Below are 24,758 nucleotides of genomic sequence, written 5' to 3'. Positions count from 1 at the left end.
GCATGAGGTGGCTTAATGTGCATGCCGATGATATGCTTATCGTCCGTGCGCTCAAGCTGTCTGCGGGCAGATATGAGCAATATTGGAAAAAGAGAATGCGGTATGCAGCTTAATAATTACATCAAAAATCCGTCACACCCTCTCAAAACTGCAATTGAAAAAAGTGGGTTTCAAGAAGGCTTAAATGATCTAGTTGAATATTTTAGTGTCTCCACCTCAAAATCAATAGGAACTCCGGATGATTTAGAGGGTTCTCGTAAACGAATGCTCGATGTATTACCAGACTTAATCTATGCTGAAAAACACTTGCCTGATCATTTTTACAGAAGTAATGCTATTCGATCGCTAGCTGCTAAAAATAGGACTCGAATCCCAAATTTGGTAATTATTGGAGCGAAAGGATCGGGAAAAACTTTTTTGTTTCGACAATTGTTACGCAGTGAAAACTGGAGAAGCTTTTTGTCTCAATCTCTGCCAACGACTGAAGAAGTGCATTATCAAGAGGGTGAAATCATCGCAGTTACCTACCCTGAACAGGTGGAGGAAAAACCTGCAACCTGGGTAAAGCAGGTTAAGCCTTACCTAATACGAATGCTGAGTAAAGATTTAAACATAGATGAATGGCGAGCAGTTTGGTTAGACGTTATTGCTTGGAGTTGTAATTTTGAAATAGACAAGGAGGGGGCAGGTATTAAGTTCTTAAATGAGCAAACAAATACCTCCGCATCATATCTACTGATATTTGATGGCCTGGAAGATTTATTTCCGAATTACTTTGAAAATGAGCAACAACAAATTGCTCTCAAGTCGCTATTACAAGATGTGCCCAGTTATATCAGTGTAATACCAAATTCCAAGGTTGGGGTAATGCCATTTATTCGAAGAGACATCTTGGAACATGTTATTAAGCAAAACTTAGGTCAATTTCTTGATCGTTATAAAGACTACGAACTAAAATGGGACCGGACAGAAGCCCTCAGACTTGTCGCTTGGATAATGAATCATTACGAAATCTACCTTCTATTGGGTATAAACGATCAAGATATATTAAAATCTAGTGAAGAGCAGCTTACAGATGCACTTAATCAATTATGGGGTAGAAAGTTAGGGTCAGATCAGTCTCGGGAAGCCCGCTCTGCAAAAAAGATTCTGAACATTTTATCGAATTTTAACGACGAAGTACAGTCTAGAGACTTAGTTAGGTTTCTTGCAGAGGCTATCAAAAAGGAAATGGAAAGTTCAACTCATCCAGACGACCGAATACTAAGCCCTAGAGCAATTAGAGATGCTTTCCTTGATGTAGGAAAAGAAAAACTGGATGAGGTAAAACAGGAGAATCGAGGAAATCGTTACGAGCGAGTATTAAAAAAACTAGAGGACAGTTCTTCAAGTATTAAATTCCCTACTGAACAAATTGATTTCCTGACTAACGAGGAAGTTTCTCTTCTTGTAGACCAAGGTGTATTGAAAAAATTCAACAGCCGCTATTATATAGCTGAATTATTCCGTTTAGGGATGGGAATAGACCGAGGCAAAGGAAAAGTCAAAACTGATTTTTGAACGAAATTTTCAGGCTTAAGGCAAGGCATAACACATTTACAAATCATGTCTGTAACTGAAGGTGTTGTCACCTTCCAATTATTGCCATCGAGATAGGATAGCATCATTATCTCAAACCCATCAAAAAATTTTCACCGTACACCCAGAAGTCAGCAAGCTGTCCTCCTGCCACTCTGCTCAATCAATCAAAAAGTACACTACCTCAGGGAAAAGAATGACCGTACTGAGAAACACCAGCTGAATAATCACAAACGGCAAAATACCCCGGTACAGGTGCTGAGTGGTCACGCCCGGAGGTGCTACCCCTTTGAGGTAGAACAAGGAAAACCCGAACGGCGGTGACAGGAAGGAGGTCTGCAGGTTCAGCCCCAGCAGTACGCCTATCCAGATCAAATCAATATCCATCTGCACGAAAATAGGAGCCACTACCGGTACGATGATGAAGATGATCTCAATAAAGTCGATAAAAAAGCCGGCAACGAAGACCACGATCATCACCAGGGCCAGAAAAGCCATGGGCGACAGATTGGCTTCTTCGATCAGGCTGACGAGGTAGGTGTCCCCGCCCATTTCCCGGAAGACGAAGGAAAAGACAGTAGCGCCCAGCAAAATCACAAATACCATACTTGTCAGGTGGGTCGTTTCCCGCATGACCGACTTTAATACTTCCAGATTGAATTTACCCTGACTGATGGTAAGCAGGGTGGCGCCCATCGCCCCAACCGCAGCGGCCTCCGTAGGCGAAGCAATGCCTGCAAAAATGGAGCCCAGCACGGCTACAATCAAAAGCATCGGCAGCACAAACGCCTGTAGCACTTTCCGGGTCGCCCCGGAAGCCCAGAAGGCCTCCAGTTCTTCTTTCGGCATACTTGGCGCATACTCCGGGCGCACCCATGCGGTGATGGCGATGTACACAATATAAACGAGTACAAGCAGCAGCCCCGGGATCAGCGCTGCGGCAAACAGCTGCCCCACGGAAACATTCAGCACGCTGCCCAGGAGTACCAATACGACTGAAGGCGGAATGATCTGCCCGAGGGTGCCGGAAGCGGCAATCGTGCCCGTAGCCAGTTCGGTGCGGTAACCACGCTTCAGCATGGTCGGCAGGCTGATCAGCCCCATGGTGATTACGGTTGCGCCCACAATTCCGGTGGAAGCGGCCAATAACGCACCCACGATCACTACGCTAATCGCCAGCCCGCCCCGGACTTTGCCAAACAGCATGGCCATGGTTTCCAGAAGGCTCTCCGCCAGACCGGATTTCTCCAGCATGATGCCCATGTAGATGAAAAGGGGCACCGCCATCAGCACATAATTGCTCACAACGCCCATCATACGGGGCGATAGCGCGATGAAGCTGCCTGGCTCCAGGAAGCAGATAGCGTAAAGGATGGAAATCCCCCCCAGCGTAAAGGCTACCGGATACCCGTACAAAATGAGCAGAAAGATGCTGATGAACAGTAATATCGCAAGGATGGCCATGGCTTATTCAGTTTCAGAAGTGCTGGAATGGGAAGGGGCTTTACCTTTGAAGATCAACCAGTTGTCGATGATACTCGCGAGCCCTTGCAGGAAAAGCAGTGCCATGCCTGCCGTTATCGCATATTTGATGATGTAGCGGGCCGGCAGTCCTCCTGGATCGGGCGACCCCTCTCCTATTTTGTAGGCAATAGTGGCGTATTCAAAGGAAACGTAAATCAGAATAGCCGTCCAGGGAATCAGGAATATTAGGCCTCCGATGAGATTCACCAGCGCTTTGTCCTTTGCCGAAAACTTAGCGTAGAACAAATCCACCCTGACATGCCGGTCGTGCCGGAAAGCATACCCGGCACCCAGCAAAAAGATAAGCCCGAACAGGTGCCATTCCAGCTCCATAATCCAGGCTTGGGTTTCATTAAATAAATATCGGACGACCACATCGAAACAGACCAGCAACATCAGCAGCGTAGTCAGCCATGCTGCCGATCTGCCTACATGCTCATTCAGGGTGTGGATAGCCTGGGCAACTTTCCGGAGCGTAGATACCATCAGCCAGGGTTTTGTTGATTTTTCTTGCTTTGATTTCTGACGAAAGATAATCAATGCCGAACGCTACCCGTAAGTTTTGCCCCAAAAAGTTGATAGCAGGTTGGTCTTTCAGTCGAAAGGTGCAGTTTGCAGACCGATCACTAAAGTCCCAACACGCTCTATGGTACACCTGACTGAGCAAGTATTATCTACGCTAGGTGGGTGTTTATTTCATCAGTCGCTTCGCTTCTGTACCACAACCGCCTAATTTCTTTGGGTTTAAGTTAGGGCACACTGGAGACGAGCGCAGCGACTTACGAGTAATAACATACACTGCCAACCTATCGGAGGTGGGTCGAAGCGGCAACGCGCAGGAAGGTGAGCAACGATGTGCAGAACAATATTTGGCAAGAGCAGCCCGAAGTGCGAAATCCCAACAAGCGCTTAGTTTTTAATCTTGACTTGACTACCTTTGCCGCCAACAAAAAACCGATTGGTTCATGACGCACACCCGCTACCACGATATTGTTTTATTGCTCCTCCGCCTTATGTTTGGGCTCAGCATGGCCTACGCACATGGCTGGCCTAAGCTGCAAAGGCTTACAGGGGGTGAAGAAGTGAAATTCCTCGATTTCCTGGGCTTGGGGCCGGAAATTTCACTTGGGCTGGCGGTCTTTGCCGAACTGTTCTGCGCACTGTTGCTTGCCGTGGGGCTGTTCACCCGGCTTGCTGCCATACCGCTGATCATTACCATGTTTGTGGCCGTCTTTGTTGCCCATTGGGGCGACGGGTATGCTGATATGGAAGGCGGGCTGTTGTTCTTGGTGCCCTATGTTTGCATTTTACTGGCAGGCCCCGGCTGGTACTCTATAGACGCTCAAATCAGAAAGTCGGCTTAACCATTTATTATGAAATATGATTTGCATGTTATCATCTGGGTGCTCCTGGGTTTCCTCTTCAGCAGTTGCGGAGACACACCGGGAAGGGTCATCTCCAAAGACTACCAAATCATCGAAGGGGAGACGATGGGCACCTACTACCGGGTCACTTTTGACAAAAAAGGGCTGGATGACGTAAAGCCAAAGGTGGACTCCATTCTGCGGCAGCTCAACCTGGAGGTGTCGACCTATATCCCACAATCCACTATTTCCCGTTTCAATCAGTCGGACAGCCTCTTTAACCTCAATACCAATCCGGTAAGCGGGACGGCAGACAGCTACCCAAATGGTCATTTCATCCGCAACTACAAAAAAGCCCTCGAAATCTACCATGAAACGGATGGCTACTTCGATGCCACGGTTATGCCGCTGGTCAATTACTGGGGGTTTGGTTATACCGAAAAACGTAAAGTAGAAAATGTCGACAGCCTGATGGTCGACTCGCTGTTACAGTATCTTGGCATGGACAAGGTCGAATTGCAGCGCTTTGACGATACCGACATTCTGATTAAGGCCCTTCCCGGGGTCAAGCTGGACTTCAGCGCACTGGCCAAGGGCTACGGGGTGGACCTGGTGGGGCAACTGCTGACAGACATGGGCGTGCAGCACTTTCTGGTTGACATAGGCGGTGAAACGCTCGCCAAAGGCCAAAGCCCGAGAGGAGATGCCTGGAAGCTTGGCATCAACGTGCCCGAGGAAAGCGCAGCGATGGATGAGATTCAAACAACGGTGCCTCTTCAGGACCGGGCGTTAGCCACTTCCGGCAATTACCGAAATTACTACGAAATAAATGGGCAAAAGTACAGCCATACCATCAATGCGAAAACCGGATACCCTGAGCGCAATACCCTGCTGAGTGCTTCCGTTTTTGCAAAGGACTGTATGACTGCCGATGCTTATGCCACCGCCTTCATGACGATGGGCGTGGAACAGGCTAAAAAGCTCGCCTCGGAACTGGCCGGTATTGAAGCCTACTTTATCTACGGCTTGCCAGACGGTGCGATGGCAGTGTCTTACACCGACGGGCTCGCAGAATTCTTCACTACAAACGATTAATTACAACTATGGACTTCAACCTCGACAAAGATCTGATATTTTTTGACTTGGAAGCAACGGGGCTTAGCGTGGTCCGGGACCGGATTCTGCAAATCGCCATGGTCAAATACCTGAAAAACGGCGGCGCGCCTGAAGAACTGAGCATGCTCATCAACCCGGGCATCCCCATCAGCGAGGAAGCCATGGAAGTCCACGGTATTACGCCGAAGGATGTCGCCAACAAGCCCACCTTTCAACAAGTGGCAGAGGAGATTCATGCCTTCATCGGCAACGCTGACCTGGCGGGCTATAACTCCAACCGCTTTGATATCCCCATGCTGATGGAGGAATTTGACCGGGTGGGTATCGAATTCAATATCGACAACCGCCGCACTATCGATGTGCAGCGCATATTCTACAAAATGGAGCCTCGGAATCTCAAAGCTGCCGTACGCTTTTATTGCAACAAGGAAATGGAGAACGCCCACGACGCTCTAGCTGATGTCTATGCGACGATTGACGTATTCAAGGGGCAGCTGGAAAAATATAAAGGGGTGGACCACGAAGATGATGATGGCAACATCACCCCTACCCCGGTGACCAATGACATGCAGGTGGTGCACGATTTCACCAACGATCTGCGTTATGTGGATGCGACGCAGAAAATGAAGTATGATATCGACGGCACCATTGTGTTCAGCTTCGGTAAATACAATGGCAAACCGGTCGGCGAGACGCTGTCCAAAGACAAACAGTACTTCAACTGGATCCTCAATAAGGAATTCAGCTCACAGGTCAAACAAATTGTAAAAAGACTGGTACGGGAATATGAGAACCAATAAATTCACGGCCTTCCTGGTATTGGTGATTGCGCTTTGGAGCGGCTGTTATGAACCACAGGATGGCTGCCTCGACCTCGAGGCGGTCAATTACAATTTTGAAGCCGACAACAATGCGCCAGAGGAATGTCAGTACCCTGAGCTGCGTATACAGTTTACTCATCAGTATTCCACAGCGGATACGCTTTACAACTTCCGGTTGCGCGACAGTGTGTACCTCGATGCCGCCGGCAACCCGTTTACTGTCAATGCGTTTACCTTCTTCATCTCTGACTTTGAGCTGCAACGTACCGATGGCACCTATCTCAATATAGAAGAAGAACTCGACTTATACCTTTTTAATACCAATGGCGACATCATTCTGCAATCAGTCCCGGATAATTTTGGGCTCGTGACCGCAGGCAACAGCAATGTAATCGGCCTGGGCACCCTGCGCGAAGCTGCGGATTTGCAAAGCCTGCGTTTTTTTGTGGGGGTCAATGGCCAGGCCAATGTATCTATCGCCGATTCCATCCCGGCCGCCCATCCTCTGGGCCTGACCGACAGCTTGCTGTATTTCAATCAGGACTCGGGTTATGTCTATCAGTTTATCGAATTGTTCCGCGATACCACCGCCGCAGATACGATACCTGAGCAGCTTCGGGTGGGCACTTTTGCGAACCTGCAACAGGTGGCCTTACCGGTGGTGGGGGAGAAAATCCCTGGCTTCAACCTGAAGGTGGTTATCCAGATCGACTACCGCAAATGGCTGGAGGGCATCAATGTAGTGACGGACTCCAAGGCCGAACTGCAACAAAAAATTGTCGGCAATACAGCAGAGGCCTTTTCTTTGAAGGAAATAGTGCTGGAATAGCGATAGATGGACAACAGGCAAGGTCACCAGCCTGTTATATAAAACGAACAGTTTATCCAACAGAATCAAAATCTAATGAAGCAAACTCTCTTTCTCCTTGCACTCGCTGTAGCGCTGATCACTGCCGGCTGCGGCAATTCTGATGACAACGGCGGCCCCGCCACCACGGAGCTGACTCTACTCGCCACCGGCACTTACGGGGACGATCCGCTCGTCATGTTCGAGCGTACTTACAACTACGAAGACGGCATGCAGCTGCAAATGCAATTGTTGCAGACCTACTTGTCTGATATTGCGCTGGTTTACGAAGAGGACGGCACCGAAAAAGAGGAATTGCTTACGAATATTGCGCTGGTTAGCTTTGCCGATGTCTACACCGATGCAGACGCAACCGCTGGCGTGGAGGTAGTTAAGATGGAAGTCCCTGTGCGCAACTACACCGGGCTGAAAATCGGGCTCGGCGTTTCCCCCGAGCTGAATGCCACGATTCCACCCGATTATGACCTGACCCACCCGCTTTCCCAAAACTACTGGGAAGATGCATCTAGCTATATCTTTTTCAAGATCGAAGGCAATGCAGACCTCGATGCAGATGGTGAATTTCAGGAAAAACTGACTTACCACATCGGTGGCAACAACAACTACAGCAGCGTGCAATTTACAGGTGCAATTGACCTGGAAAAAGGCACTCCGCAAACCCTAGCCCTCAATTTTGACCTTCAGGAAATCCTAATCCGGCAACAGGATGGGGCTTTCTGGGACTTCCGGGAGGCGCAGTTTGCCCACTCCACCACTTCTCCGGCAGCTGTATTCATGGCAGAAAATATCCCGGCTGCAGTAAGCCTGGAAACGCGATAAAGTGAACCGCTTTTTTGGTCATATTACAGGAGCAATTCTGCTGTTTGCGTTGTCGAACGGCTGTACACAGGGCACAACTGCGGACACAGCACCTGCGCCCCTGCATGGCCCGGAGCACTTCGTACAGTTAGTGGATTATCCGGAAAACCCCTATCATCCGGAGAAAGCAGCGTTAGGGCAAATGCTGTTCTTTGACCCTGTTTTATCCAAAGACTCCACCCTGTCATGCGGCAGCTGCCATTTGCCGGAACGGGCTTTTACTGACGGTAAAGCAATTGCAGTGGGCATAGAGAACCGTAAAGGAACGCGCAATGCCCCTTCACTGGTCAATCTTGCCTGGGTCACAACAGGGCTTTTCTGGGACGGTCGCTCCCCTACCCTTGAGGCACAAGCTGTACACCCGGTGATCAACCCCAACGAACTGGGCAGCGACTGGCCAACGGTGCTGCAGCGGCTCAGGGCACATCCCGACTATCCCCGGCTATTTGAACGCGCCTTTGGGGGACCGCTCGAACAGGAACAGGTCGTCAATGCCCTGGCGCATTTCCAGCGCAGCCTGATGAGCAGCGAAAGCAAGTACGACAGCATCATGCGGGAAGAAGCAGCCTATACCGTACTGGAGCTTCGTGGCAAGCACATTTTCTTCGATTCCTCCGAGGAACTGCCGGATGGGGAATGCGGGCACTGCCACACGCCCCCCTTGTTCACCGACCAAACGTATATGAATAATGGTGTTCAGGAGGAGCAGGCACCTTATACTTATACCGACCCCGGCCGTGGCGCTGTCACCGGTGCGAAGTATGATAACGGCCGGTTCAGAGTGCCCAGCCTTCGTAACATTACGCTTACAGCGCCCTACATGCACGATGGGCGCTTCAGCACGCTACAGGAAGTCATAGAGCACTACAACAGCGGCGGCCACCCCGGGCCCAACGTGGACCCTAAAATCAGAAAATTACATTTGAGTGACGAGGACAAGCTGGCATTAATCGCTTTCCTCGGAACCCTTACCGATACTTCTTTTGTTCGTAAATTGTCCGATCAAAAAGCTTTGCTACAATGAAAATACCTGCGCTACCCGTTTTTTTTGCTCTCCTTGCCCTGACGCTCTTCAGTGCCTGTCAGGAAGATGATACCGGTAATCCTACCGACTGCGACAACTGCCCGCAGGAGGAGCCAATAATGGCCGATTACGACCCAACGGCTTATGCCTTCGATTACCTGCCGGAACGTTTTCCCAACCCACTCATCCCGCCGGACAACCCGATGACGGAAGAAGCGATCGCGCTCGGGCGTATGCTATTTTATGATCCGATTCTTTCGCGGGACAGCACGATTTCCTGTGGCAGCTGCCACTTCCAGGAGTTGAGCTTCACTGACGGAGGTGCGGTCAGTACAGGTATTGATGGACAGTTAGGTGTCCGGTCTTCTATGCCACTGCTCAACCTGGCTTTCAACCCTAGAGGCTTTTTCTGGGATGGCCGTTCGGCTACGCTGGAGGAGCAGGCGTTGATCCCCATTGAAGACCACCGGGAGATGGATGAGTCCTGGGATGTGGTGGAAGATAAACTGCGCAACCACCCGGAATATCCTGCGAAATTCCGGGAGGCTTTCGGTATTGAATACGCCAGCGAAATTGACCGCAGCCTGGCGGTAAAAGCATTGGCTCAATTCGAGCGCACGATGATCAGCTACAACTCCCGCTTCGATAAGGTGGTCTGGGAACAACAGGGCTGGCCAACGGAAGCAGAGCAAATGGGGCGGGACTTGTTTTTTGTGGAGCAGGCCTTGCCAACACAGGATCACCCTGGGTGCTCTCACTGTCACGGTAGTGCGTTGTTTACTGAAAATAATTTCTTCAACAACGGTATCTCTGATGTGGAAGACCTCGAAAGCTTCCCGGACAAAGGCTTTGGGGAAGTGACCGGAAATATCTATGATAATGGTAAATTCAGGGCGCCTACCCTGCGTAATATCGCCCTCACCGCGCCTTATATGCACGATGGCCGTTTTGCCACACTGGAGGAAGTGCTGGATTCCTATGCCACGGGCGGGCATGGCATTGCTAATGAAGACCCCAACATCCAACCCTTCACCCTTAGTGATGAGCAGAAGGAGGCTATGATCGCCTTCCTGAATATGCTGACGGATACGACTTTCATCAATGATCCGGCATTTAGCAATCCGTTTGGGGAGTAAAGACCAATGAAACCCTGGAGCTTTATCGGGTAAAGTGCGGTAGCATTTTAAGGTTACCCACTTGGAGTCCCTAACGGGGCTTCACGTGTTTAATTATTACCTTACATAATATGATCGCTAATCTGGCAAGGAAAAGCTACGCTATAGTCTTCAATGAGCACAGGCAGTTTTTCCGAAGCATACCCCCTTCACAGGCACTGCCTTGCCCCGTCAGGGGCAAAATGTCGGTAACCACAAGGGCGCAGCACCGGTCCCGCGCTGTTAGGTGCGGAATGTGAATCCTCGACAACCATCATAAAAAAAGGAAAACACTTCACAAAGCCTACTTATAATCCTCCCGGACAGGGTGGAACACATCAATCAGATAGCAATCCGTGATCGCTTGGGCAGAGTGCGGTGTATTTCCCGGTATGACAACCGCATCACCCGCCCGGCAAGTTTGAGTGACCCCAGCTACCGTCATGGAAAGCTCTCCCGAAATCACATTAGTAACCTGCTGATGCGGGTGCTGATGCTCCGGCAGTACACTCCCCTTTTGAGCCTGCACATGTCCGATGGTCACTTCATCCGTATGAATCAGGCGGGCATTGAAACCGGGTACCAGCTCCCTTTCACGGATATCCTCCTCCAGGCGCAGGAAACTATTGCTGCTCATCTTCAGTAATTGGGTTGGCAGGTGGTTTCTCAAAAAAATACAATAGATCAGAAATAATCTCTTTCAGGTCTTTCCGGTCCACGATGAAGTCCAGAAAGCCATGCTCCAAAAGGAATTCCGAAGTTTGGAACCCTTCGGGCAATTCTTTTTTGATAGTCTCCTTGATGACCCGCGGGCCCGCAAACCCAATCAGAGCTTCCGGCTCCGCGAAGTTGATGTCGCCGAGCATAGCGAAGGAAGCCGTAACCCCACCAGTGGTCGGGTCAGTCATGAGTGAAAAATAAGGCACTTTCGCTCGGGCCAGCTGCGTGAGTTTGGCAGAGGTCTTCGCCATTTGCATGAGCGAAAACGCCGACTCCATCATACGCGCACCACCCGACTTGGAAATCATAAGAAATGGAATGCGGTGTTCGATGCAGTGGTCAATAGCCAGTGCGATTTTCTCACCTACCACAGACCCCATAGACCCGCCGATAAACTTGAAGTCCATTGCAGCAATGACCAGCGAACGCCGGTTGACTTTACCTTTAGCAACGGCTACAGCATCCGTCAGCCCTGTCTTTTCCTTAGCATCCTCCAGCCGTTCTGTGTAGGGCTTAAGGTCTGTGAAATTCAGGAAATCTTTTGACAGCAGATCTTCATAAAGCTCTTCGTACTGCCCGTCAAAAATGAGGTCGAAGTAGTCATAAGAGCGCAGGCGGACATGAAAGTTGCAGTGCGGGCATTTAAAGAAATTGTCTTTCAATTCCTTCACCGTGGAAGTTTCCTTACAACGCCGGCATTTGTACCACAAGCCTTCCGGGGTGTCCTTCTTATTTCGTGTGGCCGTTTGAATGCCATCTTTAAGTCGTTTAAACCAGCCCATTCAGTTGCTTTTTGGATGATGATAAGGTATCGCTCTAGTCGCAACACAAAAGGTTTTCGGGGGTGCTCCTGCTTTTAAGCAATGGCAAACCAAAGTGGATGCACTCAGTTAGCAGGTTGATTTTCAGTGGTATACGAAAGTAAAAAGCGAGCTTGCCCGACTTTAAACATCGTAAAAACGCATCCAAAAATAATGCGCACGGGGACAAATCTAAAAAAAACCTGGTACTTATTTGTACCGATAAGCCTTGACGGTGTCGACATAAGCCCTAACGCCTTCAAGTGGCGTATCCGGATAAACACCGTGGCCCAGGTTGGCAATATGCTTGCGGCCGAAGCGCTCCAGCATTTTTATTGCTGCTTTCTCAATGACCTCCGGGGCTGCATATAATTGACAGGGATCGAGATTGCCCTGCAGGACTTTGCCATCCCCTACCCATTGCCGGGCTACTTCCGGAGGCGTATTCCAGTCCAGCCCAATCACCTGACAGTCCAGCTGACCAAGGTCTTCATAAACAAACCACGCGCCTTTGGAAAATACGGTGACCGGCACTTCGGTAATGCCTTCGCAAATAGCCCTGATATAGGGTAGCGCAAATTCCCGGTATTGCTCCGGGCTGAGAATGCCCGCCCAGGAATCGAAAATTTGGACCAGCTGCACGCCGCTTTGTACTTTCAGCTTGAGGTAGGCAATAATCGTCTCCGAGATTTTCTCCAGCAGTTGGTGCGCCAGCCCGGGATTGGTGTAGAGGAGTTTCTTGGCCTTCGAGAAGGTCTTACTGCCACTCCCTTCCACCATGTAAGCCAGAAGCGTCCAGGGTGCACCGGAGAACCCGATGAGAGGGACCCGCCCGTCGAGCTGCTTGCGCGTAAGCGCGACGGCATCATAGACGTACTGTAAGTCGGCGGCAGCGAAAGCGCCACTCTTCAGCGCCTTGATATCTGCCTCGCTGCCAATGACTTGGGGGAATAACGGCCCACGTTTTTCCACCATTTCGTAGGGCAGCCCCATGGCTTCCGGGATAACCAGGATATCCGAAAAGATAATTGCGGCATCCACACCCAGTTCATCCACAGGTTGTATCGTTACTTCGGCGGCCAGCTCCGGTGTCTCCACCAATTCCTTGAAACCAGAGAGCCGGTTGCGAATAGCCCGGTACTGAGGCAGGATGCGCCCTGCCTGCCGCATTAGCCAGACCGGAGGGCGCTCTACAGCCTCTCCCCGGGCGGTTCTTAGAAAGAGATCATTCTTTGTGCTCATGCGGCAAACTTAGCCAAATTTTTATTTCACTTAATATAAAATGTCTAATTTGGGGCTTCAAATACCTGAGCTGACACGATTATGATAAAAAACTTACCCTTGCACTGGAAAATCATTATCGGCCTCATTGCCGGTATAATTTACTCGCTCGTTTCCAGTTCACTCGGATGGAATGCTTTTACTCAAAATTGGATTGACCCCTTCGGTACCATTTTTATCCGGCTGCTGAAATTCATAGCCGTTCCGCTGGTGTTGTTCTCTATTATTGGTGGCGTGGCGGGCCTGCCAGACCCCTCCAAGCTCGGGAGAATGGGCGCCAAAACCCTGATTGCCTACGTCGTAACCACTGTAGCAGCGGTAACGGTAGGACTGATCGTGGTCAACCTCTTACAGCCGGGCAACTATATTGATGAGGGGCAACGGGTCAAAAACCGGCTCAAGTACGAACTCTGGGCAGAAAGCACGCCCGGGGGCCGCATCCTCGATGGGGAGCGTTACCTTTCCAAACCCGAATACGCTGACCTGGTTGCCCAGGCAGAAGTGGCTATGAAAACCGAGATGAGCGATGAAGGCGTGGAAGCCCGTATGAAAGCGGCTGAACAATTCAAAGGGGCCGGGCCCCTGCAATTCCTCGTCGACTTTGTGCCTGACAATATCTTCGCTGCGCTAACCGATTCCGGCCGTATGCTCCAGGTCATCTTTTTTGGCATTTTCTTTGGGGTCATGCTGCTGCTCATCCCCGCCGAAAAAGCGCAGCCGGTCCGGCAACTCATTGATGGCGTCAATGAAGTATTCCTGAAAATGGTGGAGGTCGTGATGGAAGCCGCGCCTTTCTTTGTGTTCGCTCTGATGGCCGGTGTAATTTCCAAAATGGCCAGCACGCCGGCCGAGGTGATTGAAATTTTCAAGGGCCTGCTGAGTTACTCGGTCGTGGTCTTGATCGGCTTGTTTTTTATGATTTTTGTGTTCTATCCGACGATTGCTACCTTCTTTGTCAAAAAGCTGACCTATAGCGGCTTCTTCCGGCGCATCAGCCCGGCGCAGTTCCTTGCCTTTTCCACCAGCTCCAGTGCGGCGACTCTGCCGGTGACTATGGAGTGTGTGCGGGACAACATCGGCGTTTCTCATAATGTGACCAACTTTGTACTGCCCATTGGCGCCACTGTCAATATGGACGGCACCAGCCTCTATCAGGCCGTTGCCGTGGTGTTCCTGGCTCAGATGCACCTGGTAGACCTCACCCTGGGGCAACAACTGACCATCGTACTTACCGCCACCCTGGCCTCTATTGGCTCTGCAGCAGTGCCCAGTGCCGGCTTGGTGATGATGATCGTGGTCCTGCAATCGGTGGGGCTGAACCCGGCCTGGATCGCCATTATCTTTCCGGTAGACCGCATCCTGGATATGTGCCGGACGGTCGTGAACGTAACCGGAGATGCCACCGTTTCAACGTTGATTGCACAGAGCGAAGGGGAACTGGATGTGAAACGACTGGAAGAAATTGAAACTGCATAATTTAATACTTATGGCTGAACAACAATTACTTGGAATTGGCTCCCGGGTCAAGCACCCGGCCTACGGCGATGGTGCCATCATCCGTTTGCACCAAGTTGCCTACGATGTATGCTTCATGGTTTATGGCATCAAACAAGTCGGCAAAGAGTACGACAAATGGGAAATCATAGAAGCGGTCCCGGCCGAAGAAGGCGTGTCTTTTAACGCATTGGAAAAATCCCTGCTCAAAGTGCTCCGGAATTTTTCGGACCTGCAGGAAACAGTAGAGCTGGGTGACCGCTGGGAAGGCGGTAAGCTGATCCTGGAGCCCGGTGAAGCGGGGAAACCGAAAGAAATGCCCATCGAGGGCTTTTTCCATAAGATTGTAATGGTGCGCGACCGCCTGCGCGTCATGGAACAGCGTATCAACAGCAGCAAACTGAGCGACGAGGAAAAGGTCAGCCTGCAGCAGTATATTACGCGTATTTACGGCAGCCTGACGAGCTTCAATGTGCTGTTTAAGTACAAGGATGATCATTTTGTCGGCGCAAAATCCTAAATCGGAACCGTTTGTCAGGGAACAAAATGGGAGAATTAACATTTGAGCCTAAAAAATGTATCTTTTGACCGATTATGGAGTATAGTACTAATACCAGCAAACCTGAAACTTACATGAGCAACGCTTCCCGGCTTGTTTCCTTTTTTGTGGTCACCTTTATGCTCCTGCAGCAGACCGGTTGTATTGTTGTTGAAAACGAGTTTTCAGCCCTGCCGCCCGGCCCCTGGCGTGGCGTACTGGAGCTGGAGCCCAATCTCGTTACGCCTAATCCGGATGGAGAGCCCCTGCCTGAAAAGCTCAACCTCGAATTTGAGGAAGTCACCAACGGAGAGTTGCCTTTCAACTTTGAGGTCATCTACACGAATGAAAACGACTTCTACATTGAATTGATCAACGGAGAAGAGCGGCTTCGCGTAGATGATATCACGATTGGGCTGGACCGGGCAACCGCTAAAGACACGATTGTCATCAACTTCCCGGTTTACGATTCCCGTATTGAGGCCATCTACGAAGAGGATGTCATGGAGGGGGAATGGATCGTCAACAACCGCGGTGAGCGCTACCGGATCCCGTTCAAAGGGTATCATGGCAAAGGGCACCGGTTCACTACGCTGCGCAAGGAGCCCGATATGGACCTGACCGGCAAGTGGTCCGCTACTTTTGGCGTAGGGGAAGAAGAAGAAGACCGCTACCCGGCCGTAGCCGAATTTAAGCAAACTGGCAATGCCCTGACCGGGACCTTCCTCACAGAAACCGGTGATTACCGTTTTCTTCAGGGCAGTGTACAGGCCGACAAGGTCTATCTGAGCTGTTTTGATGGGGCTCATGCCTTTATGTTTGAAGCGCGTATCCGGGAAGATGGCAGTCTGCTAGGCTCCTTCCGTTCCGGTAAGCACTTCCAAACCCTGTGGACAGCCAAAAAAGACCCGGATGCCACATTGCCTGACCCGGACAGCCTGACGAGCCTAAAAGAGGGCTATTCCACCCTGGAGTTTGCGTTCCCAACTCCAGGGGGGGACATTCTGCGCTTTCCCGATGCAAAGTACGATGGAAAGGTGGTCATTATTCAGCTCTTAGGCACTTGGTGCCCCAATTGCCGAGATGAATCCGAATTCCTAAAAGCCTATCTGAATGACCATCCCGATGCAGACCTTGAGGTCATCGGCCTGGCCTTTGAGCGCTACCGGGAAACCGATAAAGCCATGGCAGCCATCAGCCGGTTTGAGCAAAACGTAAAACCGGGCTATGAGATCGCTTTGGCCGGGTATGCAGACAACGAAGAAGCGGTCAAAGCCCTCCCAATGCTCTCCGAAGTCATTGCCTACCCTACGATGATCATCCTGGGCAAAACTGGCGAAGTGGAACGCATACACACCGGTTTCAATGGGCCAGCGACTTCTGCTTATGCGGATTTCAAAAAAGATTTTAATACATTTATAGCTCGCCTGCTAGAGTAAACGTAATACCCAAAAATCAACTTCAATCATGAGTACGAATAGTATTGCACTGGCCTACTGCGCTGACAACGAAGCAATCGTTGCAGAGGTACAGGAACAATTATCCGCCTCTCCCTACACCTTTCATCATTATTCCTGCAACCGGTCAACGGACAATAATTTCCTGACGGATCAGCTGCTGGGGCAATCAGACCCGATCCTTTTGTTTATTAGCGACAATTACCTCAAATCGGCTCAGTGTATGAGCCGGGGGTTGAAGCTCTTGCAGGAAAAAAGGCACGATATCCTGCCAATTATTATTGACGGGGTCACTGAAGACCCGGCCACGGGGCAGCAAAATGCAGTGCCTACTGATTTTGAGCGGGTTAGCGATATTATTCAGTACATCAACTACTGGCAGGACCAATACCTTGATCTGCGGCGGCAGAAAAAGCAGATGAGCGAACTGGACGAAGACCATTTCAACAGCCATCTCAAAGTTATGCGGGAGGTGTCTAGCGAAGTGGGGGAATTCCTCCGGCTGCTGCGCAGCATGAATTACCTCCTGCTTCCACAGCTTCAGGCCAACGCCTACCAACAGTTTTTCATCTTCACGGAGGATGAAGCCAGCTGGGCCAATTTCAGATCTGTTTTTAGCGCACCTGCAAGAGAGGAAGAATCGAATGAAGCGGAACCTGAGGAGGAACAAGACCCCGCCCCGAGTCCGGAAATCATCGCCAATATCCCGGGGATGGACAAACTCTTCCCGGATCAGGGAGAGAGCCACCAAACCCCTGAGATGGATGAGCCGGTAGAAGATATGCCCGCAGAAGCCCCTTCCTCCAACGAGCAGGAGGACGATGATGTGGTGGCCGACACCCCTACACCAGAGCAGGAAACCGTGCATAGCATAGAGCCTGATGAGGATGAAGTGGAAGAAGCCGCTCCTCAGGATGGCGCAGAGTTGAACCAGCAGCAACAAGACCAGGAAGGGCATGAAGTTTTTCAGCCTTCCAGTCCGTTCCCGGAGGAGCCGGTAGCCCCCCCACAGTCAGAAGAGGCAGCAGTACCGGAAGAAGATGTGGATACAACACCAGGCGATGAGCAGGATTACATTGAACATGCCCTAAACCTGCTGAACAACGGGCAGGTAGATGAAGGGCTTGAACATATGGCTGCGGCTATCGAAGCACAACCCGACAATGCCATGCTCCGCTACCATTATGCCTTGATGCTGGCCCGTTCCCGAAAAGACTACCACTCCGCCCGTGAAGAGCTATTGCCGGTCATCGAACTGGACCCTGAAAATACCGATGCGTTGTTTTTGATCGGGGAATTGGAAGAGCTGGAAGGCGACTTTGAGTCTGCCCGCAAGCACTACCTCATGCTACTTGAGGTAGATGAAGACTACCCGAATGCTTACTACCGTTTAGGTATGATCACGGCTGCTCATTTTGAAGCGGAGCGGGTTGAAGCGGCTCGATACTTTAAAAGAGCGGCCAAAGGTGACAAGAGCAATTACGATGCGCTTTATCAGTATGCTTTACTGCTCAATGAAGTCCTGGACAAGCCGGAAAAAGCCGTTAAGTACTTTAAGAAAACGTTGAAGGTTAATGCTTTCCATCCGTTTGCCTACTATGACATGGCATTGGTTTACCACAAGCTGGGGGAATACCGCAAAGCAGCTGATGCTTACCAGAAGTCCATTCAAATCAATCCGGAGTTGCAAACAGCTGAAAATGACGAAGCCTTTGCCCTCGCAGCTTCACGGGAAGAAGCGCCCGGGGCGGAGCAGGATATCTTTTCGGCCCAGGCCGTTGACCTCGGTGCAATTGAAGCGATGAAGGATAGTATCATGCAACTTGAGCAATTGTTACGGGAAAAAGAAGAAACCGTAAGCGAGTTGCAGCACAAACTGGAAGAGCGCCCGGCTGTGCCTCCTCCCCTGCCCCGTCCCAAAGTTGACCAAACGGTACTAATCACCGGAGCGACTTCGGGTATTGGAAAGGCTACGGCAATGCTTTTTGCCGAAAAAGGCTACCGCGTCATCATCACCGGCCGGCGGCGGGAGCGGCTCGACCTGTTCCGTTCTCAACTGGTGGAGCATTATGAAGCAGAGGTGTTAACCCTCTCGTTCGACGTACGCAGCGGGCAGGAATGTGAAGCGGCCCTGAAGCAACTGGAGGGGCATTGGTCTGAAATTGATGTCCTCATCAATAATGCAGGTAAAGCCAAGGGGCTCGCACCAATACACGAAGGTGAATTGCGCCACTGGGAAGAAATGATTGATACCAACCTCAAGGGCTTACTGTACATCACCCGGTTAGTAGCTCCTGGCATGGTGGAACGTGGCAGCGGGCATATCATCAACATTTGCTCTACCGCCGGTAAAGAAGCCTACCCCAACGGGAATGTCTACAACGCCACCAAATTTGCCGTGGATGGCCTGACCAAGGCCATGCGCATGGACCTGCATAAATACGGCGTTCGTGTGGGCATGGTCAGCCCCGCTCATGTGGAGGAGACGGAGTTTGCGCTCGTCCGCTTCGATGGCGATGCGGAGCGTGCACAGATTTATGAGGATTTCAAACCTCTGGCAAGCCATGATGTGGCGGAGTCCATCTATTTTATGACTACCCAACCGGCGCACGTCAATGTACTGGACATGGTTTTGCAAGGCACACAGCAAGCCAGCAGTACCCTCATTGACCGGTCAGGCCGGGCACGTTACGAAGAAGAGGAAGAATAAAAATAAGCACATGGCTGGGTCTGCCTGTGTCTGCTGGGTTTGTTTACTGAAGGACCGTACAAGACATTGAGAAGGGGAAACGTTACGTAAGCTGTACAAAATTTAGCGAGATCCGGATTAAGGAAGCTTAGGCATGTCATCAAAGAAAGAGCGGATTTCAGTAGACTGCTCCGGCTTCATCCGCCCACTCAGGATGAGGCGGACTTCACGTCGGCGGGGGGCGCTATCGTAACGCTGCTGCTCAATTTCAGTGAGCGCAAGCACCGGCGGCACAGGTACCGGCTGATGCTCATCATCGAGGCCAACGAAAGTATAATAGGCATGATTGCAACGCCGGGCATTGCCCCCTTTGATATCATTGGCAAAAACCTCGACATATACCTCTACAGAAGTACGGAAAGCACGGGTAACGGAAGCTTCGAGCGTAACCACATCTCCCACCTTGATGGGTTTCTGAAAGGAGACATGGTCAACGGAAGCCGTCACAACATGAGCTTCGCAGTGCTTGCCTGCACAAATGCCCGAAACGATGTCCATCCAGCGTAGCAGGTTGCCGCCCATTAGGTTGCCCATAGGGTTGGTATCGTTGGGCATGACCATTTCGGTCATTACGGTACGGGATTCACTTACTCGTCTGGCTTTGCGTTCACTCATGTAGTTATCGGATCATTACCCCTTTAAGGTTGATAAAAGGGATGGTGGTAAAGTTGTCTTGCTGAATACTGCCTTTGACAAAGACATATTTTTTGTCATACATATGCCCCTCATGCGTAAAGCTGATCCAGTATTCGTTCGTCAGGTCGAAGAGTTTAGCCTGTATAGGCTCAATCTTCACGATTTGCAGCGGGCCCACTTCCTCAAAGAAATGGCGCAGCACAGTAGTCTTCATTTTCTCACCGTCCAGCTGACCATAGCCCCGGCTATTGATCAGCACATTAGAGATCGGCTCCTCCTTCAGGTTGATCAGGTAGCTATCCCAGAGCTCTTCTTCACCGGACTGACTTTCGCGTGGCGCAACAGCAATAGCTACGTCTTCGACTTTCAAGTTGGGGATATCTTTCATCATAGTTGGGTCGGTCATGCCGTTATTGAATTTCATAGGGTTCAGTGGTTGGGGCATCAAAGCTCATCTACCAGCTAATGAAGCACATCAGCAGTAGTGTACTCATATTGAAATAACGAGGCAAAAGCCTTTTTGAGTTTGTTCTTCACTTCGTTAATATCTACCGGGCGGCCCAGCTCCATTTCCATGGAAGTCACGGCTTTGTCATCATCGGCGATACCACAGGGCACAATATTAGCGAAGTGGCCCAGGTCGGTATTCACGTTGAAAGCGAAGCCATGCATCGTCACCCAGCGCTTAAGATGGACACCGATGGCGCAGATTTTCCGCTTCGGCTGCTCCTCTGTGGCTTCGAGCCAGACTCCCGTGTAGCCTTCTTCCCGCGTACTGGTAATACCGTACTCCGCCAGTGTCCGTATCACTGCTTCTTCCAGGTAACGGACATACTTGTGAATATCGGTAAAGAATTCATCCAGGTCAAAAATGGGATATCCGACGATCTGTCCGGGCCCGTGGTAGGTAATATCACCGCCGCGATTGATTTTGAAAAACTCGAAACCCCGGGCTTCCAGTTCGGCTTCTGACAACAGCAGGTGGTCTAGTGACCCGCTTTTACCCAAAGTGTAGACGGGAGGATGCTCGCAAAATAGCAGATAGTGGAACAGTGGCGTTAGGGGCTTTCCGGCTTTGCGCTGATCCCGGTTGTAGAGTTTACGACCAACAACCTCTTGCAAGCGTTCTTCCTGAAGGTTCCATGCTTCCTGATATCGGATGCGCCCCAAGTCCTGAAATACAACTTTCTGCATGCTTTTCAAAATGTGCCGCAAAGCTAACGGGATTGACTTAGAAATCAAGTTTTTTCGGGCATTATTCTGACATTTAATCCTTTAGGGGTTTCCCAAAGCTCTAAATTTCTATCTTTGACTGTGGTGATGTGCCGATTTTCAGTGCTCATCAGAAGCTAAAACCAAACCCTTTTGACTGCCAAGAGCAGCCCGAAGCGTAAAATCCCAATACCATGCGTATTTATCTACTCACCGTTTGTATGGCCCTCATCAGCTGGCACAGCTTATCCGCACAGCCTGCCCCTGATTTCAGCGTTACAGACAGCGAAGGGGGCAGCCACCAACTCTATGCTGATTATCTCGACGAGGGAAAGACGGTAGTGCTGAAGCTGTTCTTTACGTCCTGCCCACCCTGTAATGCCATTGCCAGTGCTACTGAACAGCTGAATCAGGAATGGGGAGGCGGCAGCAATGATGTCGTATTCCTTAGCCTAAGCATACTTGGCAATGATTCCGACAACCTGATTAACAATTATAAAGCCAATCACGGCATCACGTACGCGGGGGCCGGGCCGGCGGGTGGGAGCACAAGTGCCACTGCACCTTATCAAAATGGGACTTATGGCTTTTGGCTGGGTACACCTACTTTCGTCGTTATTGCGCCCGATGGCACGGTCGATTATGACCCCCGGGGATCTTCTCAGGCCGCTACCATTCTTGAACTTGATGCTGCCATCGAAGCCACCGGTGCACAACGCCCCCTCGTAAGCCTGGCGACCAACGGCAGCGTAACGGACCACGACGATGATGGTGTTGCCAACGTAAAACTGGAAATCGCCAGCCTCGATAGTACGGTTGCCACGACCAACTCTACCGGTGTTTTTAGTTTCAATATCCAAGTCATGCCGGGGCAGACCTATACCGTACACGCCACCAAAGACGTAAATCCAACCAATGGGGTCAGCACCCTGGACCTCATCCTGCTTGGGCAGCACATTCTTGGCATCAACCCGATAACTGAGCCCGAACGCCTGCTCGCCGCCGATGCTAACCGCAGCGGTAGTATCAGCTTGCTGGACCAAATCCGGATCAGAAAGCTCATCCTCAGCATCGATACGGATTTCGGAGAACAGCCTTCCTGGATTCTTATCCCGGCTGATTACGATTTTGCAGATCCCGAAAACCCATTTGATGAAGTCTACAACGGCAGCCTCAATGAAGCGGTACTGACGCCGGGTACTTTTCAACCCCTCCACTGGAGGGCCATTAAGGTAGGAGACCTTAACCTCGATGCGAACCCCAGGAATTAACCCCCCTCAAATCAATTGATGACGAAGCTGTGATCTTCCGGGGCTTTGAGAATTCAGCCGGGCGAGTATCTTTGCAGGAAAAATTAAGCATGAAAATCCAACACTTTGGACTGCTCGCCACACTGCTGTTTTTCACAGCCTGTGGCAGTGATAGCGGGACCACCGATCAACAAGCAAAAAACGATGCGGAAACAGTCGAAACGGAAGTGGCTGATACGCTCCGCTATGAGCAGGAAACGCACCTGAAGAACATTCGCCAACTGACCTTCGGCGGAGATAATGCCGAAGCTTATTTCAGCTTCGATAACACCAAGCTGGTCTTTCAGGCTGCCAACGAAAACTGGGATGCCCCCTGCGATCAGATTTTTTACATGCCGCTCACTGGTTATGAGGGCCAACGCCCGCCGATGCTGAGCACAGGCAAAGGCCGTACGACCTGCTCTTACTTCATGCCTGGCGATTCCACTATTTTGTATGCATCCACGCACCTGGGCGGAGAGGAATGTCCCGAGACACCACCGGTGGTCAGTGGTAAGTACGTCTGGCCGATTTACGAAAGCTACGACATCTTTGTTGCTGACCTCGAAGGCAACATCAAGCAGCAACTCACCGATCATCCGGGCTACGATGCAGAAGCGACCCTGAGCCCTGATGGTTCCAAAATTGTATTCACCTCAACCCGCTCCGGAGACCTGGAACTCTGGACCGTAAACGTTGACGGTACCGAATTGACGCAGGTAACTGACGAACTGGGCTACGATGGTGGCGCTTTCTTTTCTCCCGATGGGACCAAGCTGATCTTCCGGGCCTCCCGCCCCAAAACCGAAGAGGCCAAAGCAACGTACAAAGCACTCCTTGCCGAGGGCGTAGTGCAGCCCACTGCTATGGAGATTTTTATTTGCAATGTCGATGGCTCAGATTTACAGCAAATTACAGACCTTGGAGGTGCCAATTGGGCTCCTTACTTCCACCCTTCCGGAGAAAAAATCCTGTTCTCCACCAATCATCATGTAGAAGGAGGGCGGCAGTTCAATATCTTCGCTATGAACCTGGACGGCACCGGTTTGCAGCAGGTCACTTTTGATCAGACCTTTGATGCATTCCCGATGTTCTCCTACGATGGGAAGTACCTCGTTTTCTCCTCCAACCGTTATAATGGCGGTACGCGTGACACCAACGTTTTCCTGGCCGAGTGGCAGGATTAAGAGCGTGTTGGGATTTTGCTTTTGGAGCGAACGCAGCCAAATTTTGTTCTGATTAAGGCGTGATGAGGGAACATAGCCTTAGCTACGTGACCGAAGAACAACGAAGATCAGGACAAAATTCGGCAAGAGCAGCCCGAAGTGTAAAATCCCAACACGCTCTAAGCGCTTGCGTTCAGGCAATATGCTGTAAGAAAGCCGGTATATCCCCGAGGGGTTATACCGGCTTTCCCGTTTATAATCTTAATTTTACAGTCTGAAAAGCACTTTATGAAAAACCTACTTGCCCTGTTGGTAGCGCTCCTGGCCGCACCGCTGCTTTTTGGTCAAAACGGAACGCCGCCCCCCGGCGGAGCCCGCGCCATTGGTATGGGGTTCACGGGGCTGACCTTCCACGATGTCAACGCGGTCTTCAGCAACGCAGCTGGTATTGCCAATCTGGAGCGTACTGAGGTGACGGCATTTGGCGAACAGCGGTTTTTGCTAGAAGAGCTCGGCGCCTATTCTTTCGGGGTTGCCTTGCCTACCAATGCCGGCACCTTTGGGCTTGGTGTACAGCATTTTGGCTTTGAAGGCTATAACGAACAACGCATTGGGCTCGCTTACGCCCGCCCTTTATCAGAAGACTTATCCATTGGAGGGCAGTTCCTGGCGCTCAATACACAGATTGCGGAGTATGGCAGCCGCCTGGCGCTCACTTTTGCGGTAGGGCTGCAATACCAAATTCTGCCCCAGCTGGAAATGGCTGTGCATGTCAACAGCCCAGCCCGGGCGGGATCAGTAGACGGGGCTTTCCTGCCTTCCGTATTTGGGCTTGGAGCCCGGTACACTCCTTCCGAGCGGGTATCCATACTTATAGAAGCAGAGAAAGATATTGACTATCCTGTCCGGACCAAAGCTGGCATAGAGTATCAGGTGGCAGACCCATTCTACCTAAGATTCGGTGTAGCTACCCATCCGGCTACGGTCACCCTCGGTGTTGGTTATCAGATTGCCGACCGGCTTTGGTTTGATGTTGCATCGGGCTATCACGAAATCCTGGGCTTCTCCCCGGCCGCCGGTATTCATTATCAGTTTTAAAAACCCTTTAC

23 protein-coding genes are annotated in these 24,758 nt (G+C 50.8%); 15 read left to right on the top strand and 8 right to left on the bottom strand.

What is annotated here, in order from left to right; all coding sequences use genetic code 11:
* Positions 1 to 72 precede the first annotated feature (72 nt).
* Entirely contained in the window at positions 73 to 1,560 is a 1,488-nt protein-coding gene (locus RIC19_RS07460; RefSeq protein ID WP_350177675.1) for a hypothetical protein, read from the top strand.
* 177 nt (positions 1,561 to 1,737) lie between these two features.
* On the opposite strand, the gene RIC19_RS07455 is transcribed toward RIC19_RS07460, so the two are convergent.
* The gene (locus RIC19_RS07455) at positions 1,738 to 3,042 is read right to left on the bottom strand and encodes a TRAP transporter large permease (protein WP_350177674.1); all 1,305 of its coding nucleotides are present in this window, start codon (positions 3,040 to 3,042) and stop codon (positions 1,738 to 1,740) included.
* A 3-nt stretch (positions 3,043 to 3,045) separates the two neighbouring features.
* Entirely contained in the window at positions 3,046 to 3,588 is a 543-nt protein-coding gene (locus RIC19_RS07450) for a TRAP transporter small permease subunit (RefSeq protein WP_350177673.1), read from the bottom strand.
* A 479-nt stretch (positions 3,589 to 4,067) separates the two neighbouring features.
* On the opposite strand from RIC19_RS07450, the gene RIC19_RS07445 reads away from it, so the two are divergent.
* The 7 genes from RIC19_RS07445 to RIC19_RS07415 all read left to right on the top strand — a co-directional run bounded on the left by RIC19_RS07445 (position 4,068) and on the right by RIC19_RS07415 (position 10,289).
* Positions 4,068 to 4,466: a DoxX family protein gene (locus RIC19_RS07445; protein WP_350177672.1), complete on the top strand. Its 399-nt coding sequence runs from the start codon at positions 4,068 to 4,070 to the stop codon at positions 4,464 to 4,466.
* 9 nt (positions 4,467 to 4,475) lie between these two features.
* The gene (locus RIC19_RS07440; RefSeq protein WP_350177671.1) at positions 4,476 to 5,561 is read left to right on the top strand and encodes an FAD:protein FMN transferase; all 1,086 of its coding nucleotides are present in this window, start codon (positions 4,476 to 4,478) and stop codon (positions 5,559 to 5,561) included.
* Between the two features lie 8 nt (positions 5,562 to 5,569).
* Complete coding sequence (locus tag RIC19_RS07435; RefSeq protein WP_350177670.1) at positions 5,570 to 6,382, top strand: exonuclease domain-containing protein; 813 nt, start codon at positions 5,570 to 5,572, stop codon at positions 6,380 to 6,382.
* Positions 6,369 to 7,232, top strand: a complete 864-nt coding sequence (locus RIC19_RS07430) for an MbnP family protein (RefSeq protein WP_350177669.1) — start codon at positions 6,369 to 6,371, stop codon at positions 7,230 to 7,232. Before RIC19_RS07435 ends, RIC19_RS07430 begins: the two co-directional genes overlap by 14 nt.
* Positions 7,233 to 7,307: 75 nt before the next feature.
* Positions 7,308 to 8,090: an MbnP family protein gene (locus RIC19_RS07425; RefSeq protein WP_350177668.1), complete on the top strand. Its 783-nt coding sequence runs from the start codon at positions 7,308 to 7,310 to the stop codon at positions 8,088 to 8,090.
* A 1-nt stretch (position 8,091) separates the two neighbouring features.
* Positions 8,092 to 9,153, top strand: coding sequence for a cytochrome-c peroxidase (locus RIC19_RS07420; RefSeq protein ID WP_350177667.1), 1,062 nt, complete (start codon positions 8,092 to 8,094; stop codon positions 9,151 to 9,153).
* Positions 9,150 to 10,289 (top strand): cytochrome-c peroxidase, encoded by a 1,140-nt coding sequence (locus tag RIC19_RS07415; protein ID WP_350177666.1) that lies wholly within the window; start codon positions 9,150 to 9,152, stop codon positions 10,287 to 10,289. The genes RIC19_RS07420 and RIC19_RS07415 overlap by 4 nt, the downstream gene beginning before the upstream one ends.
* A gap of 322 nt (positions 10,290 to 10,611) precedes the next feature.
* Here RIC19_RS07415 and RIC19_RS07410 read toward each other — a convergent pair whose 3' ends face one another.
* From RIC19_RS07410 to hemE, 3 genes are all read right to left on the bottom strand, one after another.
* Entirely contained in the window at positions 10,612 to 10,944 is a 333-nt protein-coding gene (locus tag RIC19_RS07410) for a cupin domain-containing protein (RefSeq protein ID WP_350177665.1), read from the bottom strand.
* Positions 10,931 to 11,809, bottom strand: coding sequence for an acetyl-CoA carboxylase, carboxyltransferase subunit beta (accD, locus tag RIC19_RS07405; protein ID WP_350177664.1), 879 nt, complete (start codon positions 11,807 to 11,809; stop codon positions 10,931 to 10,933). Before accD ends, RIC19_RS07410 begins: the two co-directional genes overlap by 14 nt.
* Positions 11,810 to 12,037: 228 nt before the next feature.
* Positions 12,038 to 13,069 (bottom strand): uroporphyrinogen decarboxylase, encoded by a 1,032-nt coding sequence (hemE, locus tag RIC19_RS07400; protein WP_350177663.1) that lies wholly within the window; start codon positions 13,067 to 13,069, stop codon positions 12,038 to 12,040.
* An 84-nt stretch (positions 13,070 to 13,153) separates the two neighbouring features.
* Between hemE and RIC19_RS07395 the strand changes: the two genes are divergently transcribed.
* The 4 genes from RIC19_RS07395 (at position 13,154) to RIC19_RS07380 (ending at position 19,307) form a co-directional block, all read left to right on the top strand.
* Positions 13,154 to 14,584: a dicarboxylate/amino acid:cation symporter gene (locus tag RIC19_RS07395; RefSeq protein WP_350177678.1), complete on the top strand. Its 1,431-nt coding sequence runs from the start codon at positions 13,154 to 13,156 to the stop codon at positions 14,582 to 14,584.
* 10 nt (positions 14,585 to 14,594) lie between these two features.
* On the top strand, positions 14,595 to 15,122 hold the full coding sequence (locus RIC19_RS07390) for a DUF8685 domain-containing protein (RefSeq protein ID WP_350177662.1): 528 nt from the start codon (positions 14,595 to 14,597) through the stop codon (positions 15,120 to 15,122).
* Between the two features lie 113 nt (positions 15,123 to 15,235).
* A complete protein-coding gene (locus RIC19_RS07385) occupies positions 15,236 to 16,579 on the top strand; it encodes a TlpA disulfide reductase family protein (protein WP_350177661.1) in 1,344 nt (447 codons plus the stop codon).
* Between the two features lie 28 nt (positions 16,580 to 16,607).
* Positions 16,608 to 19,307, top strand: a complete 2,700-nt coding sequence (locus RIC19_RS07380; protein WP_350177660.1) for an SDR family NAD(P)-dependent oxidoreductase — start codon at positions 16,608 to 16,610, stop codon at positions 19,305 to 19,307.
* A 117-nt stretch (positions 19,308 to 19,424) separates the two neighbouring features.
* Here the strand turns inward: RIC19_RS07380 and RIC19_RS07375 are convergent, their stop codons facing one another.
* From RIC19_RS07375 to lipB, 3 genes are read right to left on the bottom strand one after another with little or no spacing between them, the layout of a single operon-like run.
* Complete coding sequence (locus RIC19_RS07375) at positions 19,425 to 19,961, bottom strand: acyl-CoA thioesterase (RefSeq protein WP_350177659.1); 537 nt, start codon at positions 19,959 to 19,961, stop codon at positions 19,425 to 19,427.
* 4 nt (positions 19,962 to 19,965) lie between these two features.
* The gene (locus RIC19_RS07370) at positions 19,966 to 20,406 is read right to left on the bottom strand and encodes a hypothetical protein (protein WP_350177658.1); all 441 of its coding nucleotides are present in this window, start codon (positions 20,404 to 20,406) and stop codon (positions 19,966 to 19,968) included.
* Positions 20,407 to 20,444: 38 nt separating this feature from the next.
* Positions 20,445 to 21,209, bottom strand: a complete 765-nt coding sequence (gene lipB / locus RIC19_RS07365; protein ID WP_502930826.1) for a lipoyl(octanoyl) transferase LipB — start codon at positions 21,207 to 21,209, stop codon at positions 20,445 to 20,447.
* Between the two features lie 179 nt (positions 21,210 to 21,388).
* Between lipB and RIC19_RS07360 the strand changes: the two genes are divergently transcribed.
* The 3 genes from RIC19_RS07360 to RIC19_RS07350 all read left to right on the top strand — a co-directional run bounded on the left by RIC19_RS07360 (position 21,389) and on the right by RIC19_RS07350 (position 24,747).
* Positions 21,389 to 22,465 (top strand): redoxin domain-containing protein, encoded by a 1,077-nt coding sequence (locus RIC19_RS07360; protein WP_350177657.1) that lies wholly within the window; start codon positions 21,389 to 21,391, stop codon positions 22,463 to 22,465.
* Between the two features lie 89 nt (positions 22,466 to 22,554).
* On the top strand, positions 22,555 to 23,670 hold the full coding sequence (locus RIC19_RS07355) for a TolB family protein (RefSeq protein WP_350177656.1): 1,116 nt from the start codon (positions 22,555 to 22,557) through the stop codon (positions 23,668 to 23,670).
* A 267-nt stretch (positions 23,671 to 23,937) separates the two neighbouring features.
* A complete protein-coding gene (locus RIC19_RS07350; protein WP_350177655.1) occupies positions 23,938 to 24,747 on the top strand; it encodes a hypothetical protein in 810 nt (269 codons plus the stop codon).
* The last annotated feature ends 11 nt before the right edge of the window (positions 24,748 to 24,758 follow it).

Source organism: Phaeodactylibacter sp., assembly GCF_040219495.1.
Classification (GTDB): domain Bacteria; phylum Bacteroidota; class Bacteroidia; order Chitinophagales; family Saprospiraceae; genus Phaeodactylibacter.
The sequence above is the reverse complement of the archived record's forward strand: the minus strand, read 5'-3'. Positions and strand labels throughout refer to the sequence as shown.

What these genes read in the sequence shown, in the direction of transcription:
- RIC19_RS07460 (WP_350177675.1), top strand. Translation starts at nt 73, where the DNA reads ATGAGCAATATTGGAAAAAGAGAATGCGGTATGCAGCTTAATAATTAC.
- RIC19_RS07455 (WP_350177674.1), bottom strand. Translation starts at nt 3,042, where the DNA reads ATGGCCATCCTTGCGATATTACTGTTCATCAGCATCTTTCTGCTCATT.
- RIC19_RS07450 (WP_350177673.1), bottom strand. Translation starts at nt 3,588, where the DNA reads ATGGTATCTACGCTCCGGAAAGTTGCCCAGGCTATCCACACCCTGAAT.
- RIC19_RS07445 (WP_350177672.1), top strand. Translation starts at nt 4,068, where the DNA reads ATGACGCACACCCGCTACCACGATATTGTTTTATTGCTCCTCCGCCTT.
- RIC19_RS07440 (WP_350177671.1), top strand. Translation starts at nt 4,476, where the DNA reads ATGAAATATGATTTGCATGTTATCATCTGGGTGCTCCTGGGTTTCCTC.
- RIC19_RS07435 (WP_350177670.1), top strand. Translation starts at nt 5,570, where the DNA reads ATGGACTTCAACCTCGACAAAGATCTGATATTTTTTGACTTGGAAGCA.
- RIC19_RS07430 (WP_350177669.1), top strand. Translation starts at nt 6,369, where the DNA reads ATGAGAACCAATAAATTCACGGCCTTCCTGGTATTGGTGATTGCGCTT.
- RIC19_RS07425 (WP_350177668.1), top strand. Translation starts at nt 7,308, where the DNA reads ATGAAGCAAACTCTCTTTCTCCTTGCACTCGCTGTAGCGCTGATCACT.
- RIC19_RS07415 (WP_350177666.1), top strand. Translation starts at nt 9,150, where the DNA reads ATGAAAATACCTGCGCTACCCGTTTTTTTTGCTCTCCTTGCCCTGACG.
- RIC19_RS07410 (WP_350177665.1), bottom strand. Translation starts at nt 10,944, where the DNA reads ATGAGCAGCAATAGTTTCCTGCGCCTGGAGGAGGATATCCGTGAAAGG.
- accD (WP_350177664.1), bottom strand. Translation starts at nt 11,809, where the DNA reads ATGGGCTGGTTTAAACGACTTAAAGATGGCATTCAAACGGCCACACGA.
- hemE (WP_350177663.1), bottom strand. Translation starts at nt 13,069, where the DNA reads ATGAGCACAAAGAATGATCTCTTTCTAAGAACCGCCCGGGGAGAGGCT.
- RIC19_RS07390 (WP_350177662.1), top strand. Translation starts at nt 14,595, where the DNA reads ATGGCTGAACAACAATTACTTGGAATTGGCTCCCGGGTCAAGCACCCG.
- RIC19_RS07385 (WP_350177661.1), top strand. Translation starts at nt 15,236, where the DNA reads ATGAGCAACGCTTCCCGGCTTGTTTCCTTTTTTGTGGTCACCTTTATG.
- RIC19_RS07380 (WP_350177660.1), top strand. Translation starts at nt 16,608, where the DNA reads ATGAGTACGAATAGTATTGCACTGGCCTACTGCGCTGACAACGAAGCA.
- RIC19_RS07375 (WP_350177659.1), bottom strand. Translation starts at nt 19,961, where the DNA reads ATGAGTGAACGCAAAGCCAGACGAGTAAGTGAATCCCGTACCGTAATG.
- RIC19_RS07370 (WP_350177658.1), bottom strand. Translation starts at nt 20,406, where the DNA reads ATGAAATTCAATAACGGCATGACCGACCCAACTATGATGAAAGATATC.
- RIC19_RS07360 (WP_350177657.1), top strand. Translation starts at nt 21,389, where the DNA reads ATGCGTATTTATCTACTCACCGTTTGTATGGCCCTCATCAGCTGGCAC.
- RIC19_RS07355 (WP_350177656.1), top strand. Translation starts at nt 22,555, where the DNA reads ATGAAAATCCAACACTTTGGACTGCTCGCCACACTGCTGTTTTTCACA.
- RIC19_RS07350 (WP_350177655.1), top strand. Translation starts at nt 23,938, where the DNA reads ATGAAAAACCTACTTGCCCTGTTGGTAGCGCTCCTGGCCGCACCGCTG.